The sequence below is a fragment of the Microcoleus sp. MON2_D5 genome (assembly GCF_036701905.1).
In the GTDB taxonomy this organism is placed as follows: domain Bacteria; phylum Cyanobacteriota; class Cyanobacteriia; order Cyanobacteriales; family Microcoleaceae; genus Microcoleus.
The window spans coordinates 31,643-46,001 of sequence record NZ_JAUBRM010000061.1 but is presented as its reverse complement, the minus strand read 5'-3'; the positions used below and the strand labels follow the sequence as shown (position 1 = coordinate 46,001).

Sequence of the window (14,359 nt, the reverse complement as noted above, 5' to 3'; positions counted from 1 at the left end):
TGAATATTCTTTAACTCTGCTTGAATATATCCCTCGCTCCTGTTCTTAGTTTGCGCTCGATTATTCAGCAAGCCCTAATTAAATTCTAATCTGCTTTGCTTAATAATCTCGCTCAATATAGTGCTTAAGTACCCTTTGGCAACAGCTTGTTCAAATCTTTCTATCAGAATAGGAACATTTATTATTTCTTCTATACATTCCATGTACTGAGATACTATAGCATTTATTGAATACAGCTTTCGAGCTTGTGCTTCAATCTTTGATTTAATTTCACTATCTGAATCTAAAGATTTAACTACAAATGTTATCGGATACCTTTCAATTTTATCAATGTCTAGGAAATATTTATTTACATCTACAGTTTCAGTCACTTGAAAAAAACGTCCTAGGGGTTTCATTACAAAGTCAATTCCCCCATCATTAGCATTTGTCCTACCTGTTTTAAACAGCTTTAAATTTTCTTGCTGGAGTCTGTCTAGTGCATAACCCCAATAAATAACTCGGTCATTGTAGTAGTATTTTAATATACTGTAGCTGACTATCTCTAAAATTCGAGCATCTACATTTGGCGCTACCATTTGTTTGATAAATTCTCTGACTTGAACCTCTGTCAATCTTTGAGCATCTTTACAAATTTGAATAAACTTTTCAAAGCTATCTCTCTTAGCTTCAACGTAAGCATCAATTATTTGGATTACTGTTTCTGCTATATTGTGTTCATTCTCATTGATTTTGACTTTTAATAAATTTTCGTTAAACCAATACCTGTTATTTTTCTGATTTCTCAAAATTGGGATGAACTCACAAGTGGGAAAATATTTTTTAAATTCTTCATTCATCCTATGGTTCAAGCCATGATTTTGAAGCTTTTGCCCGAATGGTAATTCACGCTGTCTCTTAAAAAGATTGGTATAAACTGCACCTTCATAATCTGAATACATTCCTGTCCGATCAAATTTTTTCACCAAATAATCTTCAACTAAAACCTAGATTGCGTATAAGTTGGCAAAACTTCCTCTTGATTTTGAGCCTTTATTTGAAGATTTATTCTTTATATTCAAATATAAAATTAGCTGGCTTTCACGCAATATTTGATACCCCACGTCGCCAAACTTATCCTCTAAAATGGTTTTAATTATTTTTGTAAATTCATGTTCCATTTTTATTAGAGTTGTAAGTTTAGTGTTAGCTGCTGTGGCGAAACTTCACCGGAGTTGACTTCAGACATGAGAGCCTCTTCACTCTCATCCGGAGTAATTTGCAACCTCCGCAATCCTATTTGTAGATACTTTTCTTGTAATTCTATGCCGATTGACTTTCTTTTAAGCTGTTTGGCAACAAATGATGTTGTAAAAGTTCCCGAAAATATATCTAGTACAACGTCACCCTCATTACTACTGGCTTTGATAATTCTTTCTAACAATGATGTTGGTTTTTGGGTAGGATGTTCCTCATACTCAGGCATACGATATCTCACTCTCGGAAACTCCCACACATTACCTGGAACTTTTTTAGAATTATATACTGATGGTGTAGCCTTGCGGTAGTCAATTAGTTTTCTCACAGATCCGGTTTTTGCCTCTACCAGAATATCGGAGGAATTGAATGTATAATTTCGTTTGTCCTTGACACAATATAAAATTGGTTCGTACAGAGAACCGTAAAAATTTTTTGCTTGTACGCCCGAACTGTCATAATACCACACTATTCGAGAAAGGATTGTTAAGCGATCGCGCAAATATAAATCAAAGTAGGGCATACTTTGAGTTGACGCCATCAGATACAAACTGCCATTATGCTTGAGCTTATTAACACATAAGTTCAACCAAGTATAACTCCATTCTAAATAATCGCTTTCAAATTCCCACTTGTCTTTAACACCATTGAAATTTTTGCCAATATTATAGGGAGGATCGGCAAAAATTAAATCGATTGAGTTGTCTTGGATTTTACTGCCAAGCACTTCTAACACATCTCCTAAAATGAGCTTGTGGTCGTCAATTTCAAAAATCTTCATTCAGCCTAACCTCTTCCAATTAATATTGGCTATTGCCAAGTGTAGTGAGATATGTTCTATAAATATTTAATACAGTTCATATTTGAGCAAAGTACACGGAATCGAGCCATTAAAAACCGGAATCCGCCGCGATGTCCTGAGTCCCACCTTTTTGCCCAACTCCTTATTTCCAGTCAAAATAAACGCATTCCAACCTTTAAAACGATTCTTGAAAATATCCCCCAACATCTGGTACAAATCTCCCAATTCGCTAGCATCTCCCAGGCGCTCTCCGTAAGGAGGATTGCAAATCAGAACACCTCTGTCTGCTGGTGCTTCCAACTGAGATAACTCGGTTTGAGCAAACTGAATCTTACCAGAAATACCAGCTTGCTGCGCGTTCGTGCGAGCTTGGCTTAACATATCGGAATCGCGATCGCACCCTGCAATCACCTCTTTAAGTTGCGGCAATTCGCTATTTTCAGCTTCGGCCCACAATTTATCCCACAAAGGTTCGTCAAAATCCCGCCAAGTCATAAATCCAAAATTTTCTCTAAACAATCCCGGTGCAATATTCAAGGCCTTTAAAGTCGCTTCCAAAGGCAAAGTTCCCGAACCGCACATCGGGTCTAAAAAGGGCAAATCTGGCGTCCATTCTGCCATCTCCAACAAAGCCGCAGCTAGGGTTTCTTTGAGGGGAGCAAGCCCCATCGCCGGTCGATATCCCCGGCGGTGCAAACTGCCGCCAGAACTGTCTAAACTTAAAATAGCTCTATCTTGATGAATGTGAATGTTAATTAGCAAATCGGGATGCTCTACATCGACATTAGAACGCTTGTTAAATTGAAGGCGCTGTTGGTCGGCGATCGCATTTTTGACCTGCAAAGCTGTAAAGTGAGTGTGGTTCAAATTTTCGTTGCCACCGGTGCAGTTTACTGCTAAAGTATTTTCGGGATATAAGTATTCGTCCCAAGGGATTTTCTGCACTTCCCGGTAGAGCATATCCGAGTTGTAACACCGGAATTCGGCGATCGGCATTAGCACTCGAAAAATTGTTCTCGACCACAGATTGACGCGGTACAATAAAGCGCGATCGCCCGCAAAGTAAACCCCTGTAAAATCTGGCTTGACATCCTGGGCCCCTAAACGTTCTAATTCTTGGGCGGCAATAGTTTCTAAACCGCGCGCAACTGTAGCAAAATATTGATTCATTTGTTAATGGTTAATGGTTAATGGTTAATTGTTATTTGTTAATTGTTAGTGGTTACTACTGACAACTGATAACTGACCGATCACCATAGTAGCTGGTTTTAATCATAAGTCTCAAAAAAATAATCTACCTTAAGGCAGATGCGTAGGTTCGGCAATGCTAGCTTATTAAAAATAATGTTCAACAAGCGCTCGCATTTCCCTGCCTCTATTTATTTATAGCGCTGACTGCGAGAACACATACGCTAAACCTTAAAACTCTTACTTTAACAGGAATTCAGCTCTCAAGCTCAACTTGATATCTCACTTTTGCAGATGAGTTTGCTTGTCTATTATTGAAAATTTTTATTAACAACTTCACAATTTATTGACTTTATGCTAAGGTACTTAGAGCTTGAGATTGAACCCTCAACACAATTGTTAAGGAACCTCTTAGCTAGATCGGTTTACTACATTTGGAGACATTTATGTCAAAGCAAATTGACGGATCGACTTTCAAACAATCCCGTGCCAGCAAAATTCAAGTTGAAGTCAAGGAAATTGCCAAGCAGGTAACAGCTAAAAACATCTCTTCTCATCTGAATGTTGATGCTGATGGTGACGATGTTAGCAACGAATAATTAAAAGTCTTTTCTGTTAGACTTCGCATCCCCAAGCAAGAAGTAATAGATTTTACTCCTTGCTTGCGGGATAACTCTAGGGGCATTGCCTCTCACAGTTAATTTGTTCAATTTTTATTGATAAAAATTGTCATAAAGAATTATGCGATCGATCGCCAACCTATTGCAACCATACAATCTCAAAGAATTTTTAGACCACAATTGGACAACCAAAGCCGTTTTGATCCCCAGCGAAGGTAAGAAAAATTTTGCACACCTATTTTCGTGGGAAAAACTAAACTACATCCTCAACTTTCACCAACTAAGATATCCCGATATTCGCTTAGCAATAGGAGGAAAAGTCCTCGATGAAAGCGCCAATGAAAACCTCATCAAATCCTGCCAATCGGGAGCAACTTTAATTATCAATGAAGTACACAAACTAATTCCCGAAATCGCTCACTTTGCTGCGGCAATCAAATCAGACTTAGGTTATGCAAATCAAGTAAATGCTTACTGTTCCTGGCCCGAAAAACAAGGATTTTCCTCCCACTACGACACCCACGAAGTTTTTATATTGCAAGTAGATGGAATCAAGCAATGGTATGTATTTGAAGACACAATTAAGTATCCGCTGAAAGATCAAAAATCCTCATCTTTTCCACCACCAGAAACCGAAGCAGATTTAAGCTGTATTTTACATCCAGGGGATGTGCTTTACATACCGCGCGGACATTGGCATTATGCAGTTGCTTGCGAAGAACCCTCGCTGCATTTAACATTAGGAATACATTGCAAAACCGGAATTGACTTTTTAGAATGGTTGGTTAGCGAATTGCGCGAACAATCAGATTGGCGCAAAAGTTTACCGCTACGAACAAACGCCGATGCGATTAATGCAAATGTCAACAGTTTAATTGCTGAATTGCACCGCTACGCAAACAGTAAAAATCTTGCAGATGAGTATAGCAGTTATCTGGACAGTTTAGGAAAACCTGTTGCCAAATATTCTTTGCCTCATCAAGCAGGGTTCAATATTTTTCCCTCTGGTGTGCAAACCAAGTTTAAAATTCCCAAGTTTCAGCGGGTAAGAATTCACGAATTATCTGATGATGGCGGATACAAAATAGTTGTTGCAGGTAAAGAAGTATCCCTGAGAGGAGTCACAGCTAAATTTATGGACAATTTATTTAGTACGGAGTTTTTTACTGGGGAAGATGTTATGGATTGGTTGCCGGATTATGATTGGGAAATAGATATAGTGCCACTTTTGTCAAAGCTGGTAGTTGAAGGAATTATTTTTGTTGGTTAAAACTGGAGAAGAACATGAGTTCTTATAAATGGGTTGTAAAAAGAGCAATTTTTGACACATACAAGGAGTTAAACAATAATGGATAAGTTTTTTTGTGCTGATGCTTCTAAATGCGTTAAAGAGGATATTATTGGCAGCGGTAGTAATTACCAAACCTATATATTAATTGAATGTTGTTTTCCTTGGGAAGCTGAAGCGTTTAATTCTAAACAAATTTCCCAAAATCTCAAGGATTTGGTAGAGGAAGTAGAACATTCAAAACAGAAAATCCGATTTTTATTGATAAATAACGACCGAACCAAATGTTCAGATCAGCGTAAAGTTGTGATTTATGAGAATAAAGATCTGGAACTTTTTGGGGGTTACGAAAAGCATGAATTTAATGTAGATAGTTGTGATAAAGTAGCGGGAATTATCAACAGCTATTTAGCTGGAGAAGTTCCTGGTTGCGAAACCGAAAACAAGCAAACTAGAGATATTTTGGTTTGCACTCACGGCAGTCACGATATGTGTTGTGCGAGATACGGCAATCCTTTTTATGCCCAAGCAACTGCTTTAGCTTCTGAGTTAGAATTGAATGATGTTCGCGTTTGGAGAGCCAGTCACTTTGGCGGACACCGCTTTGCACCGACTGCGATCGATTTGCCTGATGGCAGATATTACGGAAATCTCGATCGCGCGTCGTTCCAATCCATTTTAACGCGAACTGGCGATATCGAATGCTTGAATAAAGTTTATCGTGGTTGGGGAATTTTGCCAAATCCTATCCAAGTTTTGGAAAGAGAATTGCTCGTGCTTTACGGGTGGGATTGGTTTAACTACAAAGTCGCCAGCAAAATTCTCGATTTAGACACAGAAAATGATGCTTTTTTAGCTGAAATTACCTTTGAAAAAGCCGACGTTACGTACACTTATCGTGCCGATTTGGTAAAAGATGAAACAAAAACTGTTCGACTCAAAGGTTCCTGTGGTGCTAAAAAAGAGTCAGAATTTGTCAAATATTCGGTAGAAAATATCCATTTTTACTCAACAAAAACAGACGAGTTAAAGTTGGCAATCTCTCCTTCAGTTTCGCTGCCCAAATTGGTCGAGACTACGTGATCTGCTGTCCCGCATCTAAATTATTCTTTTTTGCGGGCGGGACACCTCACAAGAATTTCATCAAACTTGAGTGTAAAATTTAAATATGCCGATGATTAAATCTCTAACTGCATAAATATGTGCGGGATTCCCAGGTAGTCAAAGGGGTTTTCTTGTTCGGAAAATCCGAGTTTTTTGTAAAAATTAGTGGCATTAATGCGAGACATAAGTCTCAAAGTTTTGATATTTTTTTGCTGAGCTTTTGCTATTAATTTTTTAATCACTTTAGTGCCAATTCCCTGATTTTGAAATTCAGGAAGTACGGCAACGTAGCTGATGCTTCCTAATTTTGGGGATAATTCTCGCAGTCGGGCTGAAGCAATGATTTTGCGATCGCACATGGCAATTAAATGCAAAGCACCATCTTCGTGATTATCCCTTTCGCTACCCATCTCCATTCCTAGAGGCGATCGCAAAACCAGCCACCGCTGGTAAAACATCTCTTCTAATTCTTGTTTGTTTCTAACCGGGCGTATATCTAGTTGAGGCATTTTTATCTTGTAGGGTGCATCGCCGCCAGATTTTAGATTTAATTTGCAGATTATACCGTAGGATGCCGACGCACCATACGGGATAATGTGCGAGTTACAAACTGTCAGTAATACTGGTGAAATTAAAAGCTTTCACGCGCACTCCGGGCACGACACTACCGCCGTAACGCTTCACCGCACTAACTGCATCCACATCGCGCAACATATCAGGTAAAACTTGATTGAAACGCAGGTTTTTAATCGGGTAAGCAATTTTGCCATCCTCAATCCAAAAAGTACCGTCGCGAGTCATTCCCGTTACTTCCAATGTTTTCGGATTAACGTAACGCACGTACCAAGCTCGACTGACAAAAATTCCGCGCTCGGTTTGAGCAATTAAATCTGCTAAACTTTGGTCGGAACCTGTCATTACGATCGGGTAATAAGCACCTTTTGCCTCTTTGCCTTTTTGTGCGGCCCAGTAGCGAGAATAAGACAAACTTTGAGGGACGCCATCTTTGATGATTTCCAAATAGTTATTGCTCAATCCGTCGCCGAAAAAAGTATTCGATCGCAACAAAGGATGAGCCGGATCGCGCTGCACTTGCACTAACGGGCTAAAAAGTTGTTCCCCCGCGCGGTTTCCCGCTGGTTTTCCCTCTGCATCGGCGATCGACATAAAGGATCGCCCCTCATCCGCCGCCCTCGCATCCAGCCCCCAAATCACCCACGGTAGCAAGCCCGCAAAAGCAGCGCCGTCAAAGATTACTGGATAAACGCCCGGAGTGATGGGGCGCGGGTTGCGGGATGCGATAGCCCGATCGAGCACTTGTTCTGCTAATTGGGCGATCGGCAATTCGTTGATACTCCAAGCAGTGCTCTGAGCCCAACTAGAACCGTCTTCAACGCGAGCAGTAAAGCTGAAATCCGCCTTTGTAGACTGGTTGCAGGCGCGGAGTCCGGTTGACGAGGCGATCGCGTACAGCGACGCCTCAGTGCTCAAAGTGCCCGAACCATGAGCGCCCCCCTGGGAGGATCTCGCGCAAGCTTGCTGCACCATTTCTGCCCGCGCTAGAGGCGATATAGTTGCGGTTGCTGTGTCGAATGCGGGCGATCGCAAATCGTAGGTTTGAGGCGGCAGTAGCGGCATCCATTCGGGGTCTGTCGGCGCAATTCGGGCCAATTCTTCCGATCGCTTGACTGCGGAGGCGATCGCATCTTCATCAAATTCTGTAACAGCAGCAGAGGCGCTTTTGTTGCCAAAATAGCTAGTAATGCTCAGGCTAAATACTGTTTTGCTGATATTTTGGCTGATTTGATTTTCCGAGAATCTCGAAAGAGATTCCTCGCCTGTAGAGAGACTGACAAATACTTCCTCTGCTTTGGATAATTTGACTGCTTTTTCTACTACAGATAAGGCTTGGTCTTCACTTAAACTTGCGGGCGATGTTGTTACAATCATGATTAGTAATTAGGCATTGCGAATTGGGCATTGCGAATTGGGCATTGCGAATTGGGCATTGCAAATTGGACATTGGGCATTGGGCATTGTTAGCAATTAACTAATAACTAAGAACCGATGCCCCATGCCCCATGCCCCATGCCCTATTACCCAATTTGAATATCCCTCACTCGCACCGGCACACAAGCGTGAGTCATCTGAGCAACCTGCACCGGCTCGCCCTTGCCGCATATATGAGTACCGCACTGAACCAGCTCCGAAGCCGGCCCGATTGCATCTATTTGATTCCAGAAATCAGTAGTCATTGCTTGATAAGTTACATCCTTCAACATACCGACAACTTTACCTTTTTCCACCTTCCAAAAAGCATCGCCGCCGAATTGAAAATTGCGGCGCTGCTGGTCGATCGAATAACTACCCATACCGTCGATTAAAATCCCGTCTTCCGTATCCGCAATCATCTCTGCCAAAGTAGCAGTATGGCTGCCGCCATCCGGGCCCGGTTCCAATCCCAAATTAGGAATTCTCACCATCGGCACGCTCGACCAACTGTCAGCGTAAGCAGAACCGTTGCTGCTACCGCGTCCGAGGCGATAAGCCGTCTCTCTGTCAGTGAGATAATCAACTAAAATTCCATCCTTGACAACGTACCAATCTTGTGATTTTACGCCCTCATCATCGTAACCCATTGTACCGCGGCCGCCCGGTTGAGTGCGATCGCACTTAAAATTCACCCAAGGTGCAGCGTATTGCAGTTTATTTAACTTATCAGTAGTAGCAAAGCTCGTGCCAGCAAAATTAGATTCGTAGCCGTAAACCCGGTCTAATTCAGTTGGATGTCCTACTGATTCGTGGATTGTCAAAAACAAATTTGTCGGCTTGAGAATCAGGGATTTGCAAATACCAGCAGGGATTTTAGGAGCGCGGACTTTCTCAATAGCTTCGGCAGCAACTCTTTCAACTTGACTCAACAAATCATCGGGATTAATATGTTCGTAACCGATATTAAGTGGCGGGCGTTCGTAACTGCGACTTTGGGCATCGCCGCCCGCAATTGCCGTACAGTCAAAGCCCGGATAGCTGCGGTAGATTGTTTGTTCGATTAGCGAGCCTTCTGTAGAAGCAAAAACCTTGTCTTCGCGGCTGGACTGCAAAAAAGAATCAGCTTTTTTGATGCCTTGTGCGCCGTGTGCTAGCAGCTTCTCGTTGATAGTTAGCAGCAGTTCCGCTTTATCAGCAACTGGTACCGAAAAAGGGTCAATGGCGATGGGAGTAATGTAGGTATCGACATATTTTTCGATCGGCACTAACCGCACCGGTTCCTTTTGAGTCAAGCGGCTGCCTTTAGCGATTTCTACAGCCAAAGCGACTATTCTTGCAACCTCTGCCGGTGTTTTGCTGTGACTGGCGGCAAACCCCCAAGCGCCGTCTAGAAGCACCCGCACGCCAAAACCGGAACTTACATTATCTGACAGTTGACTTAAAGATCGATCGCGCGCGTAAAGATTCTGCCTTCGGTAAGTGCAAAAACGCACATCACCGTACTCGCAACCTGTTTTACGAATCAAATCTACAGCCAAATTTGCTAACTCATTAGCAGAGATTTTTGCCGTTAATTGCACCATAGTTATTCGTCATTCGTCATTAGTTGTTAATTATTATAGCGCTTTTTAATTATTTGAACGAACCGCGAAGACGCAAAGAGCGCGAAGGAAGAACTGCATCTTCTTCTTTCTCCTCCTTCGCGTCCTTCGCGCCTTCGCGGTTCATTTAGTCTAATATCTTGCACCATTATCCATAGATATTTTATGGGCGGGCAGGATGCCCACCCCACAAGAAATTTACTGTTTGTGGAACAGGCATCTTGCCTGTTAATGTGGAACAGACATCTTGCCTGTTAAGCGAGAATGGTGGAAAATCTCATTTTAATCCTACTCCATCTCCTGCAAAACCCCTGTCAAAATTTCCACAATGCGATCGATATGTTCCTTCTCAATAATCAACGGTGGCGACAAAGCAATAATATCACCCGTCGTGCGAATTAGCAACCCTTTTTCATAGCACTGCAAGAAACAATCAAAAGCCCGTTTCCCCGGCTTCCCAGCAAGAGATTCTAACTCAATCCCAGCGACAAGTCCCAGATTCCGAACATCAATTACGTGCCGCACCCCCTTCAAAGAATGCACCGCATTCTCCCAATAATCTGCCATCTTATCTGCCCGTTCAAATAACCTTTCTTCCTCATAAATATCCAGCGTCGCCAAAGCAGCCGCACAAGCCAGAGGATGACCCGAATAAGTATAACCGTGAAAAAGCTCGATCGCATTTTCAGGAGCATTCATAAAAGCATCATAAATGCCTTCTTTCACAAACACCGCCCCCATCGGCACCGTACCGTTAGTTATACCTTTCGCCGCCGTCACAATATCGGGAACCACCCCAAAATATTCCGTTGCAAAACTAGAGCCAAGCCGCCCGAATCCGGTAATTACCTCATCAAAAATCAGCAGAATTCCGTATTTGTCGCAAATCGCCCGCAGTCGCTCCAAATAACCTTTCGGGGGAATCAAAACACCTGTAGAACCAGCCACTGGTTCCACAATTACCGCTGCAATATTAGACGCATCGTGCAAAGCGACAATCCGCTCCAATTCATCCGCCAAATGCGCTCCCCATTCTGGTTGTTTGCGGCTGAAGGCATTGTGTTCGAGATTGTGAGTGTGAGGCAAATGATCTACTCCTGTGAGCAAACTGCCAAAAAACTTGCGGTTTGTACCGATACCGCCGACAGAAATTCCCCCAAAACCAACGCCGTGATAGCCGCGTTCCCTGCCGATTAATCTTTGGCGGGTTCCTTCACCTTTCACCCGGTGATAAGCAATCGCAATTTTTAAAGCAGTTTCTACAGATTCCGAACCCGAATTAGTAAAAAAAACGCGATCGAAATTGCCCGGAATCATCTTTACCAAACGTTCCGCCAATTCAAAAGCACCCGGATGTCCCATCTGAAAAGCCGGAGAGTAATCCAAACGCAAAACCTGCTGTTTAACTGCTTCGGCAATTGTCTCGCGGGCGTGTCCTGCATTCACGCACCACAGCCCCGCAGTACCATCTAAAATTGAGCGGTTATCATCGCTTGTAAAGTGCATATCTTTTGCCGATACCAGCATTCGCGGATTCGCTTTAAACTGTCGGTTGGCAGTGAATGGCATCCAGTAAGCGTCCATATTTGTCATCGTTTTTTTATTTTTTTATATTGATGATTCTGCCTCCAAACTATAACTTGCTATCGATTGCAGAGCGCCCGACACTTATTATAATTTTACAAACATCTCTTTTAAACGAACCGCGAAGACGCAAAGAGCGCGAAGGAAGAGAAGAAAGAGGTTTTTATCATTTTCAAGTAGAGTCTTTGCCTGAAGACATCTACCTATCTTCTTCTTTCTCTTCCTTGGCGCCTTGGCCGTTAATTAAATAGATATTCTTTAATTAACGATCGCCTCCACAGACTCATGCTGCAACAAACCAGTTAGCATTTTCACAGGCCGCTCCCCGTAGGGCCACGCGAAAGCATGGCGGAAAGCAGCTTCTTGACACGCTTGCAACTGCCGAAAATCAATGATATCCAAAGTTAACAAATTCTCGTACTCGAAAGGCAATCGCACGTTGTGCAATCCCGCGTTGTCGGTACAAATGGCAATATCGACGCCAGCTTCAAAACATCGATCGAACACAACCTTCAATTCGCGCATATCCTGCAACGTCCCCGTTTTGAGATAGGTAGTCGGGCAAACTTCCAAGCATTGACCCCTGCGCGCGACTTCTGGCAGCAGTTCGGGATATTTTAACGGAATTTGAATCCCGTGGCCGATACGCATCAGATAAGGCAGAAGTTCGGGATAACAACCAGACGTAGTTTCATAGAGGTGGCCGGTAGTTTTGATGCCGATCGACCTCGCATACTGGTACAATCCGACAAACTCGTCCAAACGCTCGCCAATACAATCATCGCCACCAGCTATATCGATCGCACAAACATATTCCCCCATTTGCGCCGCCAAATCTACGATCGCCCGATTCACCTCATAGGGTAAACGCGAGTGCATACACAAAATTTGGCTAGTAACAATCGGACAATCGCTAATTTGACTTGCCTTGCCCACAACCTTTACAATTTCTGCCATCAAATCAATGCGTTCTGACTGATTCAAATGTTCTGGAGTCCGCAAATAAGGCGTATAGCGCAACTCCAAATAAGCCAGATTTTCAAACACGTAAGCGCCCCGCATCAACCGATAGATGAAATAAGGCAAAGTCTCAACAGTTTGAACGCTTTCTACCAGCGTGTGCAGTTCCAAATACTCATTGAGAGTATTGCGCGGACGAGTGTAAAACTCCTCAAACTCCGAGTATTCTTGAAATCGATTAACCATCTCAGCATTGTGGCGATCGAAATACCGCCACAGCACCCTAGGAACAACAGAACCACCCAGATGGCGGTGCAACTCAGCGTGTAAAGTCATGGCAACAAAGCCTCTATTTTCTCAATCTTAACAAAAATTAATTTGACCGAAAACAATGGGGTCTGTTGCCCCCGGACTCGTCTGTGGCTCGCCTCTCACTAATATGCCTAGCCGATCGACCTGTGAACCAATGTATCCGTGGCGTAGCCTCTAAAATCTAAAATCCTAAATCTAAAATTTAAAATTGATTGACATTTTGGACGCATTCATACATAATCGGAGATTGTGTCAACCTGAACTGAACGCGAGAAACCCTTGGCTAACGTAGTTGTGATCGGCGCCCAGTGGGGCGATGAAGGAAAAGGCAAAATTACCGATTTGCTCAGCAAATCCGCAGATATCGTTGTCCGCTACCAAGGGGGCGTCAACGCGGGTCACACCGTGGTAGTTAACGGTCAGACTTTCAAGCTGCACTTAATTCCGTCTGGGATTCTCTACCCTGATAAAGAGTGTATCATCGGCTGCGGCACGGTCATTGACCCCAAAGTTTTAATTGCAGAGTTAGATCAGTTAGAGGCACTGAATATTTCGACAGCCTCCCTGATGATTTCGGAGACGGCTCACGTCACGATGCCCTATCATCGATTAATTGATGTAGCATCGGAAACGCAGCGGGGAAATTATAAAATCGGGACGACGGGACGCGGCATTGGCCCTACTTACGCCGACAAGTCCGAACGCACTGGCATTCGGATGCTCGATTTAATGGACTTGGAAGGGTTGCAAGAACAACTGGAATGGACGATTAATTGTAAAAATGTCCTTCTCGAAAAACTCTACAATTTGCCACCTCTAAATCCCCAGGATGTAATTGATGAATATCGAGTTTATGCGGAACGTTTGCGACCGCACGTAGTTGATAGTTCCCTGAAAATTTATGAGGGACTTCACAAGCGGAAAAATATTCTGTTTGAAGGCGCGCAAGGCACTTTATTAGACTTAGACCACGGCACTTATCCTTACGTTACTTCGAGCAATCCCATCGCAGGCGGTGCTTGTGTGGGAACCGGAGTCGGCCCAACAGCGATCGATCGCGTAATTGGCGTAGCAAAAGCTTATACAACCCGCGTCGGAGAAGGCCCCTTCCCTACCGAAATGGTAGATGGAATAGGCGCAATTTTGGGCGAGAGAGGTGCAGAATTCGGCACGACAACGGGCAGAAAACGCCGCTGCGGTTGGTTCGATGCGGTAATCGGCCGCTACGCAGTCCGCATCAACGGCCTTGACTGTCTGGCAATTACCAAACTCGATGTTTTGGATGAATTAGAAGAAATTAAAGTTTGCGTTGCTTACGAAATTGACGGCGAACGCTGTGTTGATTTCCCGAAAAGTTCCCGGATATTTACTCGCTGCAAACCTATTTACGAAACCGTTCCCGGTTGGAAACAGTCTACGGAAGAGTGCCGGAATTTGGAAGATTTACCGCCGCAAGCATTGGATTATCTGAAGTTTTTGGCAGATTTGATGGAAGTGCCGATCGCAATTGTTTCTCTCGGTGCGAGCCGCGACCAAACTATTATTGTAGAAGACCCGATTCACGGCCCGAAACGCGCTTTGCTTTCAGCAGACGGCCATCCCGCCAAACCATTTTAGGTTGGAGAGTTTAGATTGGGAAAGATTGATGGGGAGATTGGGAGAGTTGAAGAGG

General features: G+C 43.3%; 12 protein-coding genes. 4 read left to right on the top strand and 8 right to left on the bottom strand.

What is annotated here, in order from left to right; translation table 11 throughout:
• Positions 1-74: 74 nt before the first annotated feature.
• The 3 genes from QUA47_RS21475 to QUA47_RS21465 form a co-directional block, all read right to left on the bottom strand.
• Complete coding sequence (locus QUA47_RS21475; RefSeq protein ID WP_333432246.1) at positions 75-965, bottom strand: restriction endonuclease; 891 nt, start codon at positions 963-965, stop codon at positions 75-77.
• Between the two features lie 200 nt (positions 966-1,165).
• A complete protein-coding gene (yhdJ, locus tag QUA47_RS21470; RefSeq protein ID WP_333432245.1) occupies positions 1,166-2,017 on the bottom strand; it encodes an adenine-specific DNA-methyltransferase in 852 nt (283 codons plus the stop codon).
• 66 nt (positions 2,018-2,083) lie between these two features.
• Entirely contained in the window at positions 2,084-3,208 is a 1,125-nt protein-coding gene (locus QUA47_RS21465; RefSeq protein ID WP_333432244.1) for a THUMP domain-containing protein, read from the bottom strand.
• Positions 3,209-3,672: 464 nt separating this feature from the next.
• On the opposite strand from QUA47_RS21465, the gene QUA47_RS21460 reads away from it, so the two are divergent.
• The 3 genes from QUA47_RS21460 to QUA47_RS21450 all read left to right on the top strand — a co-directional run bounded on the left by QUA47_RS21460 (position 3,673) and on the right by QUA47_RS21450 (position 6,217).
• A complete protein-coding gene (locus tag QUA47_RS21460) occupies positions 3,673-3,825 on the top strand; it encodes a hypothetical protein (RefSeq protein ID WP_242724717.1) in 153 nt (50 codons plus the stop codon).
• A 142-nt stretch (positions 3,826-3,967) separates the two neighbouring features.
• Positions 3,968-5,116 carry a JmjC domain-containing protein gene (locus QUA47_RS21455; RefSeq protein ID WP_333432243.1) on the top strand — a complete coding sequence of 383 codons (1,149 nt, stop codon included), beginning with the start codon at positions 3,968-3,970 and terminating at the stop codon, positions 5,114-5,116.
• A gap of 78 nt (positions 5,117-5,194) precedes the next feature.
• Complete coding sequence (locus QUA47_RS21450; RefSeq protein WP_333432242.1) at positions 5,195-6,217, top strand: sucrase ferredoxin; 1,023 nt, start codon at positions 5,195-5,197, stop codon at positions 6,215-6,217.
• A gap of 95 nt (positions 6,218-6,312) precedes the next feature.
• Here QUA47_RS21450 and QUA47_RS21445 read toward each other — a convergent pair whose 3' ends face one another.
• From QUA47_RS21445 to QUA47_RS21425, 5 genes are all read right to left on the bottom strand, one after another.
• Positions 6,313-6,747 (bottom strand): GNAT family N-acetyltransferase, encoded by a 435-nt coding sequence (locus QUA47_RS21445; RefSeq protein WP_333432241.1) that lies wholly within the window; start codon positions 6,745-6,747, stop codon positions 6,313-6,315.
• A 94-nt stretch (positions 6,748-6,841) separates the two neighbouring features.
• Positions 6,842-8,188: a TldD/PmbA family protein gene (locus tag QUA47_RS21440; RefSeq protein WP_333432240.1), complete on the bottom strand. Its 1,347-nt coding sequence runs from the start codon at positions 8,186-8,188 to the stop codon at positions 6,842-6,844.
• 146 nt (positions 8,189-8,334) lie between these two features.
• Positions 8,335-9,813 carry a TldD/PmbA family protein gene (locus QUA47_RS21435; protein WP_333432239.1) on the bottom strand — a complete coding sequence of 493 codons (1,479 nt, stop codon included), beginning with the start codon at positions 9,811-9,813 and terminating at the stop codon, positions 8,335-8,337.
• 306 nt (positions 9,814-10,119) lie between these two features.
• Positions 10,120-11,424 (bottom strand): aspartate aminotransferase family protein, encoded by a 1,305-nt coding sequence (locus QUA47_RS21430; protein WP_333432238.1) that lies wholly within the window; start codon positions 11,422-11,424, stop codon positions 10,120-10,122.
• A gap of 249 nt (positions 11,425-11,673) precedes the next feature.
• Positions 11,674-12,711, bottom strand: coding sequence for an adenosine deaminase (locus QUA47_RS21425; RefSeq protein WP_333219732.1), 1,038 nt, complete (start codon positions 12,709-12,711; stop codon positions 11,674-11,676).
• A gap of 255 nt (positions 12,712-12,966) precedes the next feature.
• Between QUA47_RS21425 and QUA47_RS21420 the strand changes: the two genes are divergently transcribed.
• A complete protein-coding gene (locus tag QUA47_RS21420; RefSeq protein WP_333219730.1) occupies positions 12,967-14,304 on the top strand; it encodes an adenylosuccinate synthase in 1,338 nt (445 codons plus the stop codon).
• Positions 14,305-14,359: the final 55 nt, after the last annotated feature.